Below are 18,056 nucleotides of genomic sequence, written 5' to 3'. Positions count from 1 at the left end.
CAACTATGAATTCATCAAACGAATAGCAATAACGAATTTCGAATCAATCATTAAAACAACAATCATGACAACACTAGCAAGATTAGCCATCGCAGCACTATTCTCTCTTTTTGCTTCCTCCTGTATGTTCGATATGAGCTTTGGGGACGGTAAAAAAGGTAATGGGGAAGTAGTGGAAGAAACCCGAAACGTAGATGAGGATTTTACCGAAGTCACCGCATCGGAAGGTCTGGACGTTTTTGTTACCCAAGACAAGGAATACAAAATCACCGTTGAAGCAGATGAGAACATCATTGACTTGATCGGAACCGATGTAAAGGACGGCCGACTTAAAATCCACGCCATTGAGAACATTGGAAGGGCTACGAAAAAGGTTTACGTAACCCTACCAAAGGTCACTGCTTTAAAAAGCTCCAGTGGTGCAGACCTCATTGCACAAAACGTAATTGAGTCCGAGACCATAGCATTGGATGCCAGTAGTGGTTCTGACCTTCAAGTAGAGGTTGTGGCCCATGAAGTATCTGCGGACGCCAGTAGCGGAGCCGATATTCGACTTTCAGGAAGAACAGACATGCTTTATGCTGATGCAAGCAGCGGTTCCGACATTAAGGCGAGCGGACTTATGGCCAAAACCTGCAATGCGGATGCCAGTAGCGGTGCCGATATCTCTGTAAATGTTTCTGAATCATTAGTGGCCGATGCCAGTAGTGGTGCTGATATATCTTACACCGGAGAGGCCAGCGTACAGAAAAAGAAATCTGTTTCAGGCAGCGTACACAAATATTGATACAAAAAGCAACGATTAGTTCATAGCACTTTTTTCATTTTAATACGACCAAAGGTCTGGCATTTTGCTAGGCCTTTTTTCATTTAACACATCCTTAATTTTATTGACTAATTTTTAAATATTTGTTAAAATTATTTGTACCTTATTAAGGGAAATGTAGTCTAATACTAAACTAACAACTATGAAGAAAATATTGGGATTGGCCATTTTAATGTTGGTATTAATCTCGGCCACAAGATTTACAGCCCCCGAACCAGACAACATGCATTCCATTGAAGGTACCTGGGAATTAGAAAGCTTCTACAGCTATGATGATGGGATAAATGTATCGGAAACCATGCCCAAAGCAGATGGGTATCGTCAGGTAAAAATGTATTACAATGGTAAAGTCATGTGGTCCAGATATGTGCCCCAAGATAAGAATGGAAGATTTGGATACGGTTCATACTACATCACGGATAATGAGCTTCATGAAACCATTATTTATGGGGATGCAGAGATGATGAAGGCTTTGGACACCTTGACCGAATTTGTTTTTGAGCTTGATTTAAAAAATGATACCTACAGTCAAATATCGCTTGATGAGGAAGGCCACAAGACCTTTTCTGAAAATTATAGGCGCATCGATTAAATTGGATACGTATGCACCAAAAAAAGGCACTGAATTGTTTCAGTGCCTTTTTTCATTAAAGTCATAAGTTCTGCTTATGATTCAACGGTTTCTTTGCTTTCCACAGTGGCCAAATACCGTTCTGCGTCCAAAGCGGCCATACAGCCTGTTCCGGCTGCAGTAACGGCCTGTCTGTAAATTTTATCCTGCGCATCACCACTGGCGAACACCCCAGGCTTGTTGGTTTTGGTGGACTTGGGCTGTGTAATGATGTATCCCGTTTCATCCATATCCAACTGACCCTTGAAAATATCCGTATTGGGCTTGTGTCCAATAGCAATGAAAAGTCCGGTTATGGCAATCTCTTCTTTTTCTCCAGTTTCATTGTTCACCATTCTGAGCCCTTCCACTACTTGGTCACCAAGAACCTCATCCACTTCTGTGTTGTACTTGATTTCTATATTATCAATACTATTGACGCGATGCTGCATGGCTTTGGAAGCCCTCATATAATCCTTACGGACCAACATAGTCACCTTTTTACAGATATTGGCCAGATAAGAAGCTTCTTCAGCCGCAGTGTCCCCTGCTCCAACAATAGCAACTTCCTGTCCTTTGTAAAAGAATCCATCACAAACAGCACAAGCAGAAACACCGCCTCCGCGCAACCGTTGCTCACTAGGAATGTTCAAATATTTGGCAGAAGCCCCAGTTGAAATAATGACCGTTTCCGCCTCAATCACTTGGGAATCGTCCACGGTAACTTTATGGATTCCTCCAAACTCATCGCTAAAATCAACAGCAGTGATCATACCAATTCGAACCTCGGTACCAAATCGTTCTGCCTGTTGTTGAAGCTGCATCATCATGGTAGGTCCATCTATCCCTTCGGGATAGCCTGGGAAATTGTCAACTTCTGTGGTTGTGGTCAACTGTCCTCCAGGTTCCATTCCTGTGTACATCACAGGTTTTAAATCAGCTCTAGCTGCGTAGATTGCTGCGGTATATCCAGCAGGTCCTGACCCAATAATCAACGTTTTTATTCTTTCCATTTGTTCTGACATAGCAAAATCTTCCTCAATAAGTTATCTTACAAAAGTAGGTTTTTTGCATAGAAACTTACAACGGACGGGTGTGGGATATGTGTCGTTTTTTTTAAAAGATGTGAACAATATAAAAAGGAGAGGCTGTGCATTTGAGTTTAAATAAAAAAGAGCCCTTGGGAAAGGCTCTTTTTTCGCTGAAACGTAGGTCAAGTTTATGAAAACATTGTACTTGATCGTAAAAAACCGTTACAACCAAGGGGCTCAACCTCAAAACCCCTCGGCGCAACGGTAACCCCTTTCAAACAAGACAGTAGGTTAAGAACAGGTAAAATACCTTCAATTAACGTATCCTATTTTCGGGAGGTTTGTGCTTTAACTACAAAGAGTTTTGCATTTGTTGGGGTAAACTTACCATGATTTACTGGTTGACATCCTCCCAATTAACAAATGGGGCATATCTGTTAACGAATGCCCCATTTGAATTCATATTTTTTTTGGATGTGGTCAGAATCCGTTCATTTTGGATCTAAAAAAACATGGATTGCCTGATTCAAAAAACTGTGAGAAATGCCATTTTTGTTTCAACCTCTTTTGGGAAACAAAAATTATTGGTAAGGATGGTCAAAAAAAAAGACCTCTTAAAAAGAGGTCTTCATTATCATATTCGGATGGGTTCCTTGCTGGTTAAATTTACATCTTTCAGAAGTGTGTCCGTAAACTTAAAGTGTCCTTTGGTGGTAATGATCTTAAATCGATTCGATTTTAATCGTGCCACTGTGTCCAAGAGCAGCCATTTGGATTTGAGCTTACTCGGATCAAAAGACTTGAGGCTAATATCAAAAAAATACTTTCTACCGTTCTTATGGGCAGATATGTCTGCCGAAAGATTGGTGCCACCCTTCTTTTTCACAAAAGTTTTGGGTGATTCATACCCCGGCAAATCTGTTTTAATATTGGTAAAACCTCTCTCTTTAAGATAGTTTATTGCTCGTTCTAAAAAGTCCTTATGTTCGTCTATTTCTTTTCCAACCATACCTTGTAAGATAACAGAAATAGTGAGAAAAGCAAATTATTTAACAAGAAATTCCCTAGAGGTCAATCAATTATGATATTTCAATTTGCGCTCAATGGTCTCTATCATTACATTGGCAATGTCCATTCCAGTAGTGTTTTCAATACCTTCCAAACCGGGAGAAGAATTCACTTCCAACAACAATGGCCCTCTATTAGAGCGAATGATGTCTACCCCTGCCACATCCAAATTCAGCACCTTTGCGGACTTTACTGCCAACTTCCGTTCTTCCGGGGTTATCTTTATCAATGAAGCTGCCCCACCTTGGTGAATATTGGCCCTAAACTCCCCTTTTTGTGCTTGGCGCTGCATAGAGGCCACCACTTTACCATTTACAACGAAACAACGAATATCCTGTCCGTTGGCCTCCTTGATAAACTCCTGAACCAGGATGTTGGTTTGCACACTTTTAAAAGCGTTGATCACACTTTCCGCCGCTTTGTTGGTTTCCGCCAGAACTACTCCTTTGCCTTGGGTACTTTCCAAAAGTTTAATGATCAATGGAGCACCATTTACCATTCGGATAAGGTCCTTGGTATCCATGGGTGATTTGGCAAATCCTGTTATGGGAATATGAATATCATGCTTGGAGAACAATTGCGAGGCATATAATTTGTCCCGGGACCTGCTGATGGCGCTAGCGGAATTTAAACAGTAAACTCCCAACGTATCAAACTGTCGCAACAGTGCGCAACCGTAAAAGGTAACCGATGGCTTTATTCTGGGAATCACCGCATCGAACTTATCCAAAATATTGCCACCACGATAACGAATTTCAGGAGAGCTGGCATCCAACTTCATATAGGCATTCTCCACATTCAAAAACACCACTTTGTGTCCTCGCATTTCCCCTGCTTCAATAATTCTTTTGTTGCTGTACAATTCAGGATTACTGGCCAAGAGCCCCAAGGTCAAGCCTGACTTTTCACTCATGTACGGACGGTACTTGGTGGTAATTTCATCCGTAGTAATATCGCCTTGACAAAAACTTTCAGAGGGATCCACCAAATATCTGGAACTGATGGCCTCGCGCCCCAACAACATTCGGTATTCCATCGTATCCCTATTGGCCAGCGTAAGCTCAATCTCAAAGGTGTTTTTTCCGATGGTCACCAATGTTTTGATCACGGGCCTTTCTTCGGATATCCCCTGTGAGCTTTTTACGCTTCTAACATCATACAATTTGGCTTGGCAGAGAATGGAAATGCTGCGGTTATCCTGAATTGGATTGACTTCAAAACGCACCCAATCTTCCAAACCTTTGGTGAATATTTTTACTTTACTAGCTTGAATGGAAGAGGTTTTTGCTCCTGAATCTACCCGCGCCTTGATAGCGGGAATTCCCATTTCATCCAATCGGCACCATTCCTCACTGCCCAATATTTTAGTACTGTCCAAAATAAATCTATTGTTAGTTAATCAATCGCATAATAAACAGGTCCACCACCTCGACCAAAATAAGAATGATGATTATCCACTCCAATCGGCTACTTTCCCTGTGGTCCATGATATCCTTGAAAAGGCTCAGGTTTTCCTTTATGATGTATCCTTGCTCTTTAATGGTACGATATCGTTCCTTCAAATCAAAGATTTGTTTTAAACTTCGGTCCAAACGGTCCAAATGCTCATCTTCCCAAGTCACTTCGTGGGAGTCAAAAATATACAGGTTTTCCGAAATCTGGTTATTGATGTTCAAAACACGACCAATATGACTTTTCAACTTCTTACCCCCCAAATCCAGTTTTCCATAAAGCTCCAAATGGTTGGTGTGCTGGCGGGTTTCCTTCATGATTTGTTCGGAAAGCCCTGAAAAATAATCCAATGCCACCGATTGGGATAGGTGCAACAACGTCAATCGCATAGCTTCAATATCGGATTCGGGCAAGATAATCTTGTTGTTGGTGACTTTGGGTTTCACATTGCCCGATGCCAATTCCACCTCAATTTCCTCCGTAAGGTCCGACTGTTGCCAAGCCTCACAAAAGGGTTTCAGTTCTGAAGTTATGGTTGCAATGGATGCTTCATCCAACCCGCAAAAGGACACAATGCCATATCTGAAAATATACACATATCCGCCTTCATCGGAATAAAACAGCTCATCCCGATCTCCAAACAATAGTTTTTTATGAATCGCCTGCCTACATCCAGAAATATCAATACTTCCGGCAAGGTGAAGCGCTATGGCCTTAAAGTCCATTATTCTGTGGCAAAGATCTCTGTAGCGTCCTTAAAGCTTTTAAATTCCACCATGTATCCATTGGGGTCCTGCACAAAAAAGGAAAGGTGCTCCCCAACTTTATCTTGCATGAATGTGGCTTCGGTGGTAATCTCCAAATCCATTTCCGAAAGCCTTCCGTACAATTCATCCCAATGGGCAACTGGAACAATAATTCCAAAGTGAAATGATGGTAAGATATAATCTTCCAACCGATAATTCTTAAAATCGAAGTTGAAATTTCCCGACTGTGTAAACGTCAATTGATGACCGAACAGGTCAACATCCAACCATTTTTCGGTATGTCTACCCAAATTGGCCTGGATAACGTCTTGATAGAAGGCTCGGGTCTCTTCTATGTCCTTACATGGCAAGGCGAGATGAAAATTGACCTCCATTTTTTTCGTTTTTCTTTGTTTTTCTTCCAAAACTTTTAAAATATGACCGCACCGCCAACCTGTCCGATTGATCCATAAAAGGCAACGCTTCTTTCCAATCTACCCAAAATGCCGCTTCAAACTTGTGCTTTTCCTTTATTTTAATGACCGATGGTTGCAATTGGATGAGAAAATAGTTTCTGATAACGGGCATTACTTTGCCCTTTTTTATGTGGGATAGGTAAAACTGAACCTCTCCGGGTGCCAGTCTCAATTTAATTTCTTCTCCCACTTCCCTGATCAGGGTCTCTTCCTCCGTCTCCTTCTTTTTCTTTACGCCCCCAGGCAAAGTGTACCGTAGCGGCCTGCCTACCTTTTGTAGTACGAGCACCTTGTTCTTGTGCAAGGCCACTAGACGTGATTTGACCACTCTTTTCATATCTGTTAGATAATGTGAACGGACAGGGAGCCTGCCCGTTCCATGATTAATCCCTAAGTTATGTCTACTCTGGCAATTTAGTCAAAGTATTTGTCGCTTTTACAAAAATTGAAGGTGGGGAGATCAATCCTCTTCTTCGGGGCTTTCTTCCAATCCTTCCGTATCCAATGACCGTTCTTCATCGTTGTCGTCGTCATTGTCGTCATTGACATCATAATCTTCCATGGCCATGACCAAGCGTTTGCTCACCTTGATCAAATACGCGGTATCCTCGGTACGCACCTCGATACACTCCACCACTTCATTATCTGCATTTCGGTAGGTAACGATATCGTCATCGTCATACCCATCTGGATATTTTTCCACCAAGAGGTTGAGTACTTTGTTATCCAACTTCTTGTAATCCACAATTACGCGTTTTAGCGCCACGGTTTGTCTGTTTTTCATCATTACATGTTTAGTAGGTAGGCAAAAATCAATGGCGCCACAATGGTCGCATCTGACTCTATTATGAATTTAGGGGTGTGGATGTCCAATTTACCCCAGGTAATCTTTTCGTTGGGAACAGCTCCGGAATAAGAACCGAAACTTGTTGTGGAATCACTGATTTGACAGAAATAGCTCCAAAACGGAATATCGGTCTGTTCCAAATCTTGATACAACATGGGTACTACACAGATCGGGAAATCACCTGCGATTCCTCCTCCAATCTGAAAAAACCCGATACCCTTATCGGAATTTTTAGAATACCAATCCGCCAAAAAGGTCATGTACTCAATTCCAGATTTAACCGTACTGGCCTTTAATTCACCCTTGATGACATAACTGGCAAAAATGTTGCCCATGGTACTGTCTTCCCATCCGGGAACGACTATGGGCAGATTCTTTTGGGCCGCGGCATACATCCATGAATCTTTAATATCGATTTCATAGTACTCTTCCAAAACGCCGGACAACAAAAGTTGATACATATATTCATGTGGAAAATAGCGCTTGCCTTCTTCCTCGGCCTTTTTCCATAGTTTGAAGATGTGTTTCTGCAATCTACGGAAGGCTTCTTCCTCTGGAATACAGGTGTCGGTAACCCGGTTTAACCCTTTTTCCAACAAATCCCACTCATCTTGAGGGGTAAGATCTCGATAATTGGGCACTCGTTTATAGTGGGAATGTGCCACCAAGTTCATCAAGTCCTCTTCCAAGTTGGCACCAGTACAGGAAACAATGTGTACTTTATTGGTACGTATAATTTCCGAAAAAATCTTGCCGAGCTCCGCGGTACTCATGGCACCGGCCAAGGAAACGAGCATTTTTGATCCTTGGTCCAATTGTGCTTCATATCCTTTTGCGGCATCCACAAGAGAGGCTGCATTGAAATGAAGGTAATATTTTTCAATAAATTGTGATATTTCTCCTTTTTTACTCATCGTAATCATCTAGTATTGTGTTGGACTTCTTGAAATCTTCGTCGTCTTCAACAAATCCATCTTCGATATAATCATTTTTTTCGTTGAACCTGTAGCTCAACATTTTATAATATAATTTGGCGGCCAAAAAATCAGGCGAACGGTCATTGGCATTGGGGCAAAGTTCTACAAGATCAAACCCCACTACATTTCGCTCCTCAAACACCCTCTTTAAAAAGTCCAACGTCTCATACCAAAAAAGCCCACCCGGTTCCGGAGTTCCAGTGGACGGCATGATGGACGGGTCCAAGGCATCCAAATCAAATGTAATATACACGTTGTCCGTCATTAAATCGATAACGTTGTCCATCCAAAAATCGTCTGTCACCATTTCATGGGCAAAAAATACGTTGTCCCTATTCATCACCAAGGTTTCGGAGTGGTCCATACTTCGAATGCCCACTTGAATGAGATTAGTGGTCTCATTGGCTTCGTGCATGGCGCAAGCATGGTTATATTTTGAGCCATTGTATTCTTTGCGCAAATCGGTATGGGCATCAATCTGAAGCACCGTTAGGTCATCATAATATTCATTGAATGCTCTAATGGCGCCAATGGAAATGGAATGCTCCCCACCGATCATCGTCACCACCTTGTTTCGGTTGATGTACTCCTTTACCGTTTTATGCACTGCATTGACCATGGTTTCGGGCGAAGCAAAATCGGTAACGGCATCCGCCAGATAAATACCAACTTTATACACTTCGCTATCCGTCTCAATGTCATACAGTTCCATATTATCCGTAGCTTCCAAAAAGGCTTCTGGCCCTTTGTCCGCTCCTTTGCCCCAAGTACTGGTGCCGTCATAGGGGACGGGTAACAACACCACTTTGGCCTTTTCGGCCGACCCGTATTCCTTTGAAATACCGGCATACATTCTATTCGTTTTCATTTTTTAAACCAGTTCGTAATCAGTTTTTGCTGGAAACCAGCAGCTTTTTGTGGTCCAGTTGACCATTTTTATCTTTTTTTGGCCCATAGCCCAAAATGGACAGGAATTCTTCGGCGGTTTGTTGTTCTGCAAAAACAGAGCTTTTTAAATTGCCATGCTCATCTTCCTGAATCAATATGTGCTTGGGATGTGGAATTAAACAGTGTTGTAATCCACCGAAACCACCAATGGTTTCTTGGTAGGCCCCAGTATTGAAAAAGCCAATGTACAAAGGTTTGTCCTTTTTGTACTTGGGCATATAGATGGCGTTCATGTGCTGCTCCGAATTGTAATAATCATCGCTATCACAGGTCAACCCTCCAAGCAGCACACGCTCGTATTCCTCGTTCCATCGGTTGATGGCTAAAGTGATGAACCTTTTACTGATAGCCCAAGAATCTGGCATGGTGGTAATGAACGATGAATTGATCATGTTCCATTTTTCCCTGTCGTTCTGTTGCTTTTGATAGAGTACTTCATAGATGGTTCCACCACTTTCACCTACGGTGAAGCTTCCAAATTCAGTAAAAATATGGGGTACATCCACCTCAGCTTCATCACAGGCTTGCTTAATCTGATGAATTATTTCATCCACCATATACTCATAATCGTACTCGAACGCCAAAGAATTTTTAATGGGGAAACCTCCACCAATGTTAAGGCTATCCAAGGTTGGACATACTTTTTTAAGGCTGATGTAAACCTTCAAACACTTTAAGAGTTCGTTCCAGTAGTAAGCAGTATCCCGTATCCCAGTATTGATGAAGAAATGCAGCATCTTCAACTCAACCTGGTCATTGTTCTTAATGGATTGATTGTAAAAAGGAACAATGTTTTTGTACCCAATCCCCAATCTTGAAGTATAGAACTCAAATTTTGGCTCCTCCTCAGATGCAATACGGATGCCCACTTTGAATTTGCCGTCAATGGCTTCGCTCAGAAGTTCGATTTCCTCATAATTGTCAATGATCGGGATACAGTTTTTGTGTCCCTCATTGATTAACCGGGCTATATTTTGGACATACTGATCTCTCTTGAACCCATTGCAAATCACATAAGTGTTCTTGGAGATTTTACCATTCTTCTTTAATTGCTCCACAATATTGATATCGAAAGCTGACGAGGTCTCAATATGGATATCATTCTTAAGGGCTTCATTGAGAACATGCTCAAAATGGGAACTTTTTGTACAATAGCAATAGTGGTATGTTCCTTTATAACCATGCTTTTTCATGGCGGAGCCAAACCATTCCTTTGCCCGCTGGATGTTCTTGGATATTTTGGGCAGATAGGTAAACTTTAGAGGGGTGCCATAACGCTGAACCATATCATAAAGGTCAATGCCATGGAACTCCAATTTGTTATCCTTTAGTTGGAATTCTTCCTGTGGAAAATCATATGTCTGCTCGATCAAGTCGATGTACTTTGTTTTCATCTATATTTCGCTTTGGTAATAAACTGTATTAAAATTAAATAGCTGGTTGCCGCTAATTTTCAGATGCGAAATTCGAATACGGTATAGGCCACAAAGAAAGAGCTCCGTGAGAAATCACGGATTACGGAGTGCATTTCGGAAGTCAGCCTCAAAATCCGGTGTCTTATTCGTAAGACGGCTATTTGGGTAGACTTCCTTATTCCCAAAAGCCCGGACATGAAAAAATTTTTCAACGATATAGGCAATGCGTCCTTTTGGATGGACTCATTCAAGGGGTAAACATAAACAAAAATTAAACACATCAACTTTTTTGATGAAAAATTATTTATTTAATCAACCTATTGTAAATCAATAATTTAACTCTAAAAAATCGCAACAATCTAAACAGGGTCTTTTGTCCGAAGCTCAAAAAAACAGCTACAAAACTCCAAGTCCATAGCAGATTTTAACCCAAACAATAGACCCTGAGTATTTCTATATCCTTATCCTACCAACGGAGGCTTGTCACTTATCAATGGCTGATTGTAGTGACGCCTTCCTGTGGCTTTGTACATTGCATTGGCCAATGCCCCTACAATTGGCGGTAATGATGGTTCGCCCAAACCAGTTGGGTCGATGCCATTATCCACAAAAAAGGTTTCAATTTCCTTTGGTGCTTCTATATTTCGAATAAGGCGGTATCTGTCAAAATTGGACTGTTCCGGTTTACCATCCTTAAAGGTCATTGCACTAAATGTTGCGTGACCAATACCATCGACAATACCACCTTCAATTTGGTTTTTGGCACTCAATGGATTGATGACTATTCCGCAATCCACCGCACACCATACTTTGTCCACATTTGGTGTATCCCCATTCATGGTCAAGTCCAACACTTGGGCCACATAGGAGTTATGGCAATAGTAGGCAGATACACCTCGAGACTTCCCACTACTTCCATCGGTCCAATTGGATTTTTCCTTGACCAATTTCAAAACCCCGGCATAACGTTCTGGGTCATAATCATTATTTTTTGGGTCACCCACTGGGTTCGAGATGGCACGATCAAACAATTCCAACCTGAATTCAATAGGGTCCTTTCCAGCTGCCTCGGCTACTTCATCCATAAAGGCTTGCTCCGCTCCCGCGATAAAGTTGGAACGTGGGGCGCGCCATGCCCCAGTGGTCACATTGGTCTGCAAGCTATGCTTTTCAGCCAAATAGTTGTCCACTGCTCCGGCCGGAAAACGATTTTCAAAAATAAGATCGTCGTTGGTCCCGGCACCTCTAACATGCCAAGCAATCAGATTCCCATTTTCGTCCAGACCTGCTTTGTATTTTACCTTATATGATGGGCGATAGGTGCCTTGGGTCATATCATCTTCACGGGTGTATACCAATTTGATTGGAGCACCCACTTTTTGCGAAATTACCGCAGCCTCAACACCGAAGGTTCCATACAAACGGCGTCCAAACCCTCCTCCCATTCGGGTCATCATAATATCAATCTTCTCCTTGGGCAATCCCAATCTTGATGCCAAGGTTATTTCCAAAAACTCCGGGGTCTGGATGGGGCCTAGCAATTCTGCTTTATCAGCAGTTACATCGGCAAAGAAGTTCATGGGCTCCATGGTATTGTGGGCCAAAAAAGGAGCTGTATATGTACTTTCCACAATCTTAGCGGCTTTTTTGAACGCCGCATCCACATCGCCATCTTTACGTGCGGCTTCTTTTGGAGCAGTATTGAGCAACTCCGCAAGCGCTTCATCATGGTATGCGGAACTTTCGAGTTTGGAATTTTCCTCCCATTGCACTTTCAGGGCCTTTTTAGCCTGCATGCACTCCCATGTACTGTTACCAACAACGACAGCTAATTCTTGAATGGCTCCACCATCCGACCACTGTTTCTCTAAATCCTCAGGATAGGGTTCAATAGCAAATACATCCCTTATTCCTGGCATGGACTTTACGGATTCAGCATCCATATCTTTTAGTTTCATGCCAAAGGCCGGTGGATGCACAATCATGGCAATGAGCATTCCATCACGTTGTACATCAAGTCCATATAACGGTTTTCCCGTCACAATTTTCGGACCGTCCACATTCAGGCGGTCGGTACCTATGATTTTAAAGTCTTTTTGTTCTTTTAGTTCGACTTCTTCGGGAACTTCAATTCCCGCAGCAGCCGAGGCAATTTCGCCATATCCGGCAGATTTACCGCTGGCTTCATGGGTGAGCACCCCTTCGGAAGTAGTGATTTCACCAACAGGCACTTCCCATGCTTTCGCCGCAGCCTCCTTCAACATTTGTCGGGCAGTGGCGCCCGCCATTCGAAGTCCTTCCCATCCTTGACGAATAGATTGACTTCCTCCAGCCAATTGCCTAGTGAATATATCGGTATTCAAAGGAGCCTGTTCCACGATTACATCCTTCCAGGCAACATCCAACTCTTCTGCCACGATCATGGGCATGGCCGTTTTTACGTTTTGCCCAATTTCTGGATTGGGAGACATGATGGTTACCATTCCGTTATCCCCAATTTTCAAAAATCCATTGAGTTCAAACCACTCTTTGGGCATACTATTGACTTGCTCCGGGGTCATTTTGCAGGAAGCCAGCCAGTTGAATCCAAGAACGAGCCCGCCACCGGCCAAACCGGTATTTCTAATGAAGGCACGTCGACCAATTTTAGTTTTTATAAGTGTCATGATGTGTGTTTTGAAGGGAGGGTTATGATTGTGATGCGGTTTTCACAGCTTTTCGTATCCTAAGATATGTTCCACAACGGCAGATGTTACCGTTCATTGCGGTTTCTATTTCCTCATCTGTGGGATTTGGATTTTGTTCCAAAAGTGCAGATGCCGTCATAATCTGACCTGCTTGGCAATAGCCACATTGGGGCACATCCACTTCGAGCCATGCTTTTTGAACAGGATGATCCCCGTTTTCTGAAAGTCCCTCAATAGTGGTGATTTTTTTATCCCCAATGCTGGATACTGGTAACACGCATGATCGGGTGGCCGTGCCATCCACATGAATGGTACAGGCACCGCACTGTGCAATACCGCAGCCGTATTTTGTGCCTACTAGTTTTAAATTGTCTCGCAGAACCCAAAGTATGGGCGTGGACGGATCTACATCCACTTCTTGCTTTTGTCCGTTGATGTTAAGTGTAAATGTTGCCATGATGTCTAAAAATTCACTTGAATTTATGGGTTTTTTAGCAAAGACCCATTCCAAATTGGGACATCTTGGAAAAAATTAACATTAAATCCATATGAATTTCACAAAAGATACAATTTGTACCTTACCAATAGGCAAAGAAGCAAGATTCGGGTTTTACCGGTTCCAAAGGTCCAATACTTTTGTTATCAATCAATTTGTAAGCCATGACAACACAAGCTGTTTACGACTACGACCGCATAGCGAAAGCGATAGAATTTATCAGCTCAAATTTTAAGGAACAGCCTTCTTTGAATGAGATTGCGGAATCTGTTCATTTGAGTCCGTATCATTTTCAACGACTTTTTACGGATTGGGCCGGGGTAAGTCCCAAAAAATTTATGCAGTACATCAGCATTGAATACGCCAAACAGTTACTAAAGGAGAAACAAGCCACTTTGTTCGATACCGCCCAAGAAACCGGGCTATCCGGGACTGGTCGACTCCACGACCTTTTTATTACTATTGAAGGCATGACGCCGGGAGAATTTAAAAATGGTGGTGAAAACTTAAAAATCAATTACAGTTTTGCAGAAAGTCCCTTCGGGAATTTGCTGGTTGCCTCAACCACAAAAGGCATCTGCCACATGTCCTTTATTGATGATGAGCAGAAGGGACTGGAGAATTTAAAGCTCCGATTTCCACATGCGGATTATCATCAGCTGTTGGACAAGAACCAACAGGATGGCCTCTTTATTTTTCAACATGATTGGAGCAAACTGGACCAAATTAAATTGCACCTCAGCGGCACCCCTTTTCAACTAAAGGTTTGGGAAACCCTGCTCAAAATACCCTTGGGCGGTTTGACTACGTATGGCTCCATTGCCCAAAAAATTGACAGCCCAAAGGCTTCTAGGGCAGTTGGAACTGCCATTGGAAACAATCCGGTTGCTTTTTTAATCCCTTGTCATAGGGTGATTCAATCTTCAGGCCAATTGGGCGGTTATATGTGGGGCAGCGTCCGCAAGAATGCCATCATTGGATGGGAAGCCGCTCATCGTAATGGAACTCCCTAACTTTTTATCCATTATTTTAGGGTTTAAAAAGAACGAAAATGGATTTGTTCAGTAGCCAAATAGACCTTACAAAAAATTGGCTGCCCGTGGATGGCATTGTCAATTACCATGGTCCTATTATGACCCATGAAGACGCCAATGTTTTTTATGAGAAACTATTGCACACCATCGCATGGGAAAATGATGTGGCCATCATCTATGGAAAACGCATTGAAACCAAGCGAAAAGTGGCTTGGTATGGTGACCAGCCATTTGAATATACCTATTCCAAAAACACCAAAAGGGCCCTGCCTTGGACTGATGAACTTTTGCAATTGAAACAATTGGTAGAACAGCGCAGCGGGGAAACCTATAATTCGTGCTTGCTCAACCTATACCATACGGGAGAAGAAGGTATGGCCTGGCACAGCGATGCAGAAAAAGACCTCAAAAAAAATGGTGCGATAGGTTCGCTGAGCTTTGGGGCTGAACGAAGATTTTCCTTCAAGCACAAAAAGACCAAAGAAAAAGTAACCCTGTTTTTGGAGCACGGCAGTTTGCTGGTCATGAAAGATACTACCCAAACGCACTGGCTGCATCGCCTCCCTCCTACCAAAGTCATACACAAACCGCGGATTAACCTGACCTTTCGGACTATAAATTCTCTTTAAATAATACCGTTCAAGGCTCTGTTTTTCAGACATTAAGATTGAACAAATCTATTTTAACCCTTTCTTAGCTCCCTTATTCCTTCCTTAACCTCCCTTAATCTTTCATTAGCTCTAGGGCCTAGTCCATAGCTTTATTTTAGCCCACAACTTGAGCATTGCAAATAACAGTTTTTCAATGTGATGGAAATCAATCTATTAAGAAACCTATTTCAATCAAACTTTAAACATGATTCAAACGAAGAATGCTTGCATATCGTTATGCAAGCATAAAATCAGCTTCTTTGGGACTTGTGCGATACTGCTCCAAGTCCTTTTCTATGTTGTTCCCACAACATCAGTTGAAGCACAGACCCCTAGCGACGCCCTAATGATGCCCTCCAAGAACATCTGTGTCTTGTTTGCGTATGACATGGGCTCATTTGACCGATATTGGGAAGGCGAAAAGTTACGTTCCAATGAAACCATTGCCACCGTGGACCGAAATACAGTACTTCCGATGGCGGCCATTGGCATTTTTGACAATCTTAATTTTTATGTTGGACTCCCCTTCATCAACACGGATTCATCCGAACCCAATGGAGGGAAATTTACAGGTGCACGGGGTTTTCAAGACCTTGGTTTGGCGGTTAAATATCGTGCTATCAAGGAAACTGTGCTCAATGGGGAGTTAACCGCATTTGCCACAGCTGGTTTCTCTACACCCTTCACCAACTATCTTTCGGATTACAAACCCTATAGCATTGGTGCTGGTGCTCCAGAGTTCTCCCTTCGGGCCATAAGCCAATACCAATGGAACAACGGTTTATACGTTAGAGGCTCCATTGCCCATTTGTGGCGGGGTTATACTGAGGCTGAACGCGATTACTACTACGCTGATGGTAGCTATTACACCGCTTGGATGGATGTTCCCAATGCGTGGACATACGACGCAGTTGTAGGAAAGTGGTTGTTCAATTACTCCCTAAAACTGGAGTTCAACTACACCGGGTTGGCATCGACCAGTGGAGACGACATTAGAGCTTACAATGCGGCCCAACCTACAAACCGAACCAAATTTGACCGAATCGGTTTTTCCGCCCAATACTATTTTAAATCTTTAAAAGGATTGGGTATTGTGGCCTATCATAACAGAATCATAGACGGACAAAACATGCCCAAACTAAGCAACACCGGTGTTGGTGTTACCTATCAGTTCAACCCATTCAAGAAATCAATCCAAGTAGAAGAAAATGAAGATTAAAATATATACACTACTATTGGCCATAGGTCTTGTCATTTTGGCCTCCTGTGAAAAAGATACTCCAAGGTACCTCCCATATGAGGGCTATACCTTTACCGAACTCAATGCAAATGGAGGCGATTGGACGCCGGTTCTATTGGATGCAGGGGATGCCATCGACATTGATGCTCCCGATGCAACGGATTCCCAAGCATATCAAGATGAGCTTGATGCTGTAAAAACGGCTATCGTCAGCATGACATCAAAGGAAAAGAACGCGGTAAAGTACTGGACCAATAATCCAACGGTGCGATGGAATGAAATTGCATTGGAACTCATTGCCAAATACAACCTTATTCCAGGCCCAAATGAAGATGGCACCTATACGTTGCCGAATCCGGCAAACCCCGAAGGCCCACCGGCATTTCCTTTTGCACACCCACCCTATGCCTGCAGGGCATTGGCCTATATGTCGGTTGCCCAGTTTGATGGACTCATAAGTGCTTGGCACTATAAATATCAATACAACAGAGCTGCCCCCTACCAAGTGGATGAAGGCATAAAATATGCTTATGAAGAAAATGACATTCCATCCTACCCTTCAGATGGAGCGGTAATTGCTAGAGCGTCACGTAATATTCTAACAGCCATGTTTCCGTTGGAAGCAGAATATCTGCAACAATTGGAAGAAGAACATTTGGAGAGCCTTATCAATTCTGGCAGCAATGTACAGAGCGATATTACAGCCGGGGTTGCCATCGGTGATGCGGTTTCGGCCATGGGATTGTCCCGCGCCAGTACAGATGGCATGAGTAAAGCACAAACCCCCAAAGCGGTGTCGGATTCCATCAAACAAGCTGCTTTTGAACGATTTGGATGGGCTTGGGACAACCTTGAAATACCGGAACGTCCTGTGGGCCTGACCCCTTTATTCAGTAAGGTGACCATGTGGAGCATTGATGATGTGGAGAGTGTACGCCCCATTCCACCTCCACAATTGGATTCTCAGGAATATTTGGATGATGTGGAACTATTGAAAGATTATGCCCGTAACATGACCGATGAACACCGAAGAATTGCCAATTTCTGGCAAGATGGACTGGGTACCTATACCCCACCCGGCCATTGGAATCGAATTGCGAATGAATTTATCGTGGAATATCGACTTAATCCATTACAAACGGCACGTACTTTGGCGTACATGAACATGGCCATCATGGATTCTGGAATCAGTTGTTGGGATGCCAAATATTACTATCATTATCCGAGACCTATTCAACAAATTGAAAATTTTGAGACCATAGCGGGAACGCCTAATTTTCCGAGTTACACCTCTGGGCATAGTGTGTTTTCAGCTGCAGCATCAGAAGTGCTGGCCTATATTTTCCCAGATGAGGCCTCAAAAGTCAGAGGATGGGCCGAAGAAGCCGCAATCTCTCGTGTTTATGGTGGTATTCATTGGAGTTTTGATGCTACGGTTGGCACCGACCAAGGTAGAGAAGTGGCCCAATATACCATTGACAGAGCCCGAGCAGACGGAGCAGATAATTAAAATTCAATTTTATTCAAAAATATCTCAATATCGGCCTAAAAAT

18 protein-coding genes are annotated in these 18,056 nt (G+C 42.8%); 6 read left to right on the top strand and 12 right to left on the bottom strand.

Going from position 1 to position 18,056, the window contains the following annotated elements:
• Positions 1–64: 64 nt before the first annotated feature.
• Positions 65–787 (top strand): head GIN domain-containing protein, encoded by a 723-nt coding sequence (locus ACFSJE_RS00235; protein WP_379828910.1) that lies wholly within the window; start codon positions 65–67, stop codon positions 785–787.
• Between the two features lie 181 nt (positions 788–968).
• Entirely contained in the window at positions 969–1,418 is a 450-nt protein-coding gene (locus ACFSJE_RS00230; protein ID WP_379828909.1) for a hypothetical protein, read from the top strand.
• Positions 1,419–1,492: 74 nt separating this feature from the next.
• Here the strand turns inward: ACFSJE_RS00230 and trxB are convergent, their stop codons facing one another.
• The 12 genes from trxB to ACFSJE_RS00170 form a co-directional block, all read right to left on the bottom strand.
• Positions 1,493–2,461, bottom strand: coding sequence for a thioredoxin-disulfide reductase (trxB, locus tag ACFSJE_RS00225; RefSeq protein WP_379828908.1), 969 nt, complete (start codon positions 2,459–2,461; stop codon positions 1,493–1,495).
• Positions 2,462–3,101: 640 nt separating this feature from the next.
• Positions 3,102–3,476 carry a hypothetical protein gene (locus ACFSJE_RS00220; protein WP_379828907.1) on the bottom strand — a complete coding sequence of 125 codons (375 nt, stop codon included), beginning with the start codon at positions 3,474–3,476 and terminating at the stop codon, positions 3,102–3,104.
• A gap of 66 nt (positions 3,477–3,542) precedes the next feature.
• On the bottom strand, positions 3,543–4,862 hold the full coding sequence (rimK, locus tag ACFSJE_RS00215; protein ID WP_379830027.1) for a 30S ribosomal protein S6--L-glutamate ligase: 1,320 nt from the start codon (positions 4,860–4,862) through the stop codon (positions 3,543–3,545).
• Between the two features lie 64 nt (positions 4,863–4,926).
• Positions 4,927–5,712 carry an RMD1 family protein gene (locus ACFSJE_RS00210; protein WP_379828905.1) on the bottom strand — a complete coding sequence of 262 codons (786 nt, stop codon included), beginning with the start codon at positions 5,710–5,712 and terminating at the stop codon, positions 4,927–4,929.
• The gene (locus ACFSJE_RS00205; RefSeq protein ID WP_379828903.1) at positions 5,712–6,128 is read right to left on the bottom strand and encodes a VOC family protein; all 417 of its coding nucleotides are present in this window, start codon (positions 6,126–6,128) and stop codon (positions 5,712–5,714) included. The genes ACFSJE_RS00210 and ACFSJE_RS00205 overlap by 1 nt, the downstream gene beginning before the upstream one ends.
• Positions 6,094–6,546 (bottom strand): NUDIX hydrolase, encoded by a 453-nt coding sequence (locus tag ACFSJE_RS00200; RefSeq protein WP_379828902.1) that lies wholly within the window; start codon positions 6,544–6,546, stop codon positions 6,094–6,096. The genes ACFSJE_RS00205 and ACFSJE_RS00200 overlap by 35 nt, the downstream gene beginning before the upstream one ends.
• A gap of 123 nt (positions 6,547–6,669) precedes the next feature.
• On the bottom strand, positions 6,670–6,993 hold the full coding sequence (locus ACFSJE_RS00195; RefSeq protein ID WP_379828900.1) for a hypothetical protein: 324 nt from the start codon (positions 6,991–6,993) through the stop codon (positions 6,670–6,672).
• Positions 6,994–6,995: 2 nt separating this feature from the next.
• Entirely contained in the window at positions 6,996–7,970 is a 975-nt protein-coding gene (locus ACFSJE_RS00190; RefSeq protein WP_379828898.1) for a deoxyhypusine synthase family protein, read from the bottom strand.
• A complete protein-coding gene (gene speB / locus ACFSJE_RS00185; protein WP_379828896.1) occupies positions 7,963–8,901 on the bottom strand; it encodes an agmatinase in 939 nt (312 codons plus the stop codon). Before speB ends, ACFSJE_RS00190 begins: the two co-directional genes overlap by 8 nt.
• Before the next feature lie 19 nt (positions 8,902–8,920).
• The gene (locus tag ACFSJE_RS00180; protein ID WP_379828894.1) at positions 8,921–10,375 is read right to left on the bottom strand and encodes an arginine decarboxylase; all 1,455 of its coding nucleotides are present in this window, start codon (positions 10,373–10,375) and stop codon (positions 8,921–8,923) included.
• Positions 10,376–10,857: 482 nt separating this feature from the next.
• Positions 10,858–13,062, bottom strand: a complete 2,205-nt coding sequence (locus ACFSJE_RS00175) for a xanthine dehydrogenase family protein molybdopterin-binding subunit (protein ID WP_379828892.1) — start codon at positions 13,060–13,062, stop codon at positions 10,858–10,860.
• 22 nt (positions 13,063–13,084) lie between these two features.
• Positions 13,085–13,540 (bottom strand): (2Fe-2S)-binding protein, encoded by a 456-nt coding sequence (locus ACFSJE_RS00170; RefSeq protein WP_379828890.1) that lies wholly within the window; start codon positions 13,538–13,540, stop codon positions 13,085–13,087.
• Between the two features lie 203 nt (positions 13,541–13,743).
• On the opposite strand from ACFSJE_RS00170, the gene ACFSJE_RS00165 reads away from it, so the two are divergent.
• From ACFSJE_RS00165 to ACFSJE_RS00150, 4 genes are all read left to right on the top strand, one after another.
• Positions 13,744–14,592 (top strand): bifunctional helix-turn-helix domain-containing protein/methylated-DNA--[protein]-cysteine S-methyltransferase, encoded by an 849-nt coding sequence (locus ACFSJE_RS00165; protein WP_379828889.1) that lies wholly within the window; start codon positions 13,744–13,746, stop codon positions 14,590–14,592.
• A gap of 38 nt (positions 14,593–14,630) precedes the next feature.
• A complete protein-coding gene (locus ACFSJE_RS00160) occupies positions 14,631–15,242 on the top strand; it encodes an alpha-ketoglutarate-dependent dioxygenase AlkB family protein (protein ID WP_379828887.1) in 612 nt (203 codons plus the stop codon).
• A gap of 226 nt (positions 15,243–15,468) precedes the next feature.
• Complete coding sequence (locus tag ACFSJE_RS00155; protein WP_379828885.1) at positions 15,469–16,482, top strand: transporter family protein; 1,014 nt, start codon at positions 15,469–15,471, stop codon at positions 16,480–16,482.
• Positions 16,472–18,013, top strand: a complete 1,542-nt coding sequence (locus ACFSJE_RS00150; protein ID WP_379828884.1) for a vanadium-dependent haloperoxidase — start codon at positions 16,472–16,474, stop codon at positions 18,011–18,013. The genes ACFSJE_RS00155 and ACFSJE_RS00150 overlap by 11 nt, the downstream gene beginning before the upstream one ends.
• Positions 18,014–18,056: the final 43 nt, after the last annotated feature.

This window comes from Flagellimonas iocasae (genome assembly GCF_042682725.1).
Classification (GTDB): Bacteria; Bacteroidota; Bacteroidia; order Flavobacteriales; family Flavobacteriaceae; genus Flagellimonas; species Flagellimonas iocasae.
This window is presented reverse-complemented; position numbering and strand designations above follow the sequence as displayed.

What these genes read in the sequence shown, in the direction of transcription:
- ACFSJE_RS00235 (WP_379828910.1), top strand. Translation starts at nt 65, where the DNA reads ATGACAACACTAGCAAGATTAGCCATCGCAGCACTATTCTCTCTTTTT.
- ACFSJE_RS00230 (WP_379828909.1), top strand. Translation starts at nt 969, where the DNA reads ATGAAGAAAATATTGGGATTGGCCATTTTAATGTTGGTATTAATCTCG.
- trxB (WP_379828908.1), bottom strand. Translation starts at nt 2,461, where the DNA reads ATGTCAGAACAAATGGAAAGAATAAAAACGTTGATTATTGGGTCAGGA.
- ACFSJE_RS00220 (WP_379828907.1), bottom strand. Translation starts at nt 3,476, where the DNA reads ATGGTTGGAAAAGAAATAGACGAACATAAGGACTTTTTAGAACGAGCA.
- rimK (WP_379830027.1), bottom strand. Translation starts at nt 4,862, where the DNA reads ATGGGAATTCCCGCTATCAAGGCGCGGGTAGATTCAGGAGCAAAAACC.
- ACFSJE_RS00210 (WP_379828905.1), bottom strand. Translation starts at nt 5,712, where the DNA reads ATGGACTTTAAGGCCATAGCGCTTCACCTTGCCGGAAGTATTGATATT.
- ACFSJE_RS00205 (WP_379828903.1), bottom strand. Translation starts at nt 6,128, where the DNA reads ATGGAGGTCAATTTTCATCTCGCCTTGCCATGTAAGGACATAGAAGAG.
- ACFSJE_RS00200 (WP_379828902.1), bottom strand. Translation starts at nt 6,546, where the DNA reads ATGAAAAGAGTGGTCAAATCACGTCTAGTGGCCTTGCACAAGAACAAG.
- ACFSJE_RS00195 (WP_379828900.1), bottom strand. Translation starts at nt 6,993, where the DNA reads ATGAAAAACAGACAAACCGTGGCGCTAAAACGCGTAATTGTGGATTAC.
- ACFSJE_RS00190 (WP_379828898.1), bottom strand. Translation starts at nt 7,970, where the DNA reads ATGAGTAAAAAAGGAGAAATATCACAATTTATTGAAAAATATTACCTT.
- speB (WP_379828896.1), bottom strand. Translation starts at nt 8,901, where the DNA reads ATGAAAACGAATAGAATGTATGCCGGTATTTCAAAGGAATACGGGTCG.
- ACFSJE_RS00180 (WP_379828894.1), bottom strand. Translation starts at nt 10,375, where the DNA reads ATGAAAACAAAGTACATCGACTTGATCGAGCAGACATATGATTTTCCA.
- ACFSJE_RS00175 (WP_379828892.1), bottom strand. Translation starts at nt 13,062, where the DNA reads ATGACACTTATAAAAACTAAAATTGGTCGACGTGCCTTCATTAGAAAT.
- ACFSJE_RS00170 (WP_379828890.1), bottom strand. Translation starts at nt 13,540, where the DNA reads ATGGCAACATTTACACTTAACATCAACGGACAAAAGCAAGAAGTGGAT.
- ACFSJE_RS00165 (WP_379828889.1), top strand. Translation starts at nt 13,744, where the DNA reads ATGACAACACAAGCTGTTTACGACTACGACCGCATAGCGAAAGCGATA.
- ACFSJE_RS00160 (WP_379828887.1), top strand. Translation starts at nt 14,631, where the DNA reads ATGGATTTGTTCAGTAGCCAAATAGACCTTACAAAAAATTGGCTGCCC.
- ACFSJE_RS00155 (WP_379828885.1), top strand. Translation starts at nt 15,469, where the DNA reads ATGATTCAAACGAAGAATGCTTGCATATCGTTATGCAAGCATAAAATC.
- ACFSJE_RS00150 (WP_379828884.1), top strand. Translation starts at nt 16,472, where the DNA reads ATGAAGATTAAAATATATACACTACTATTGGCCATAGGTCTTGTCATT.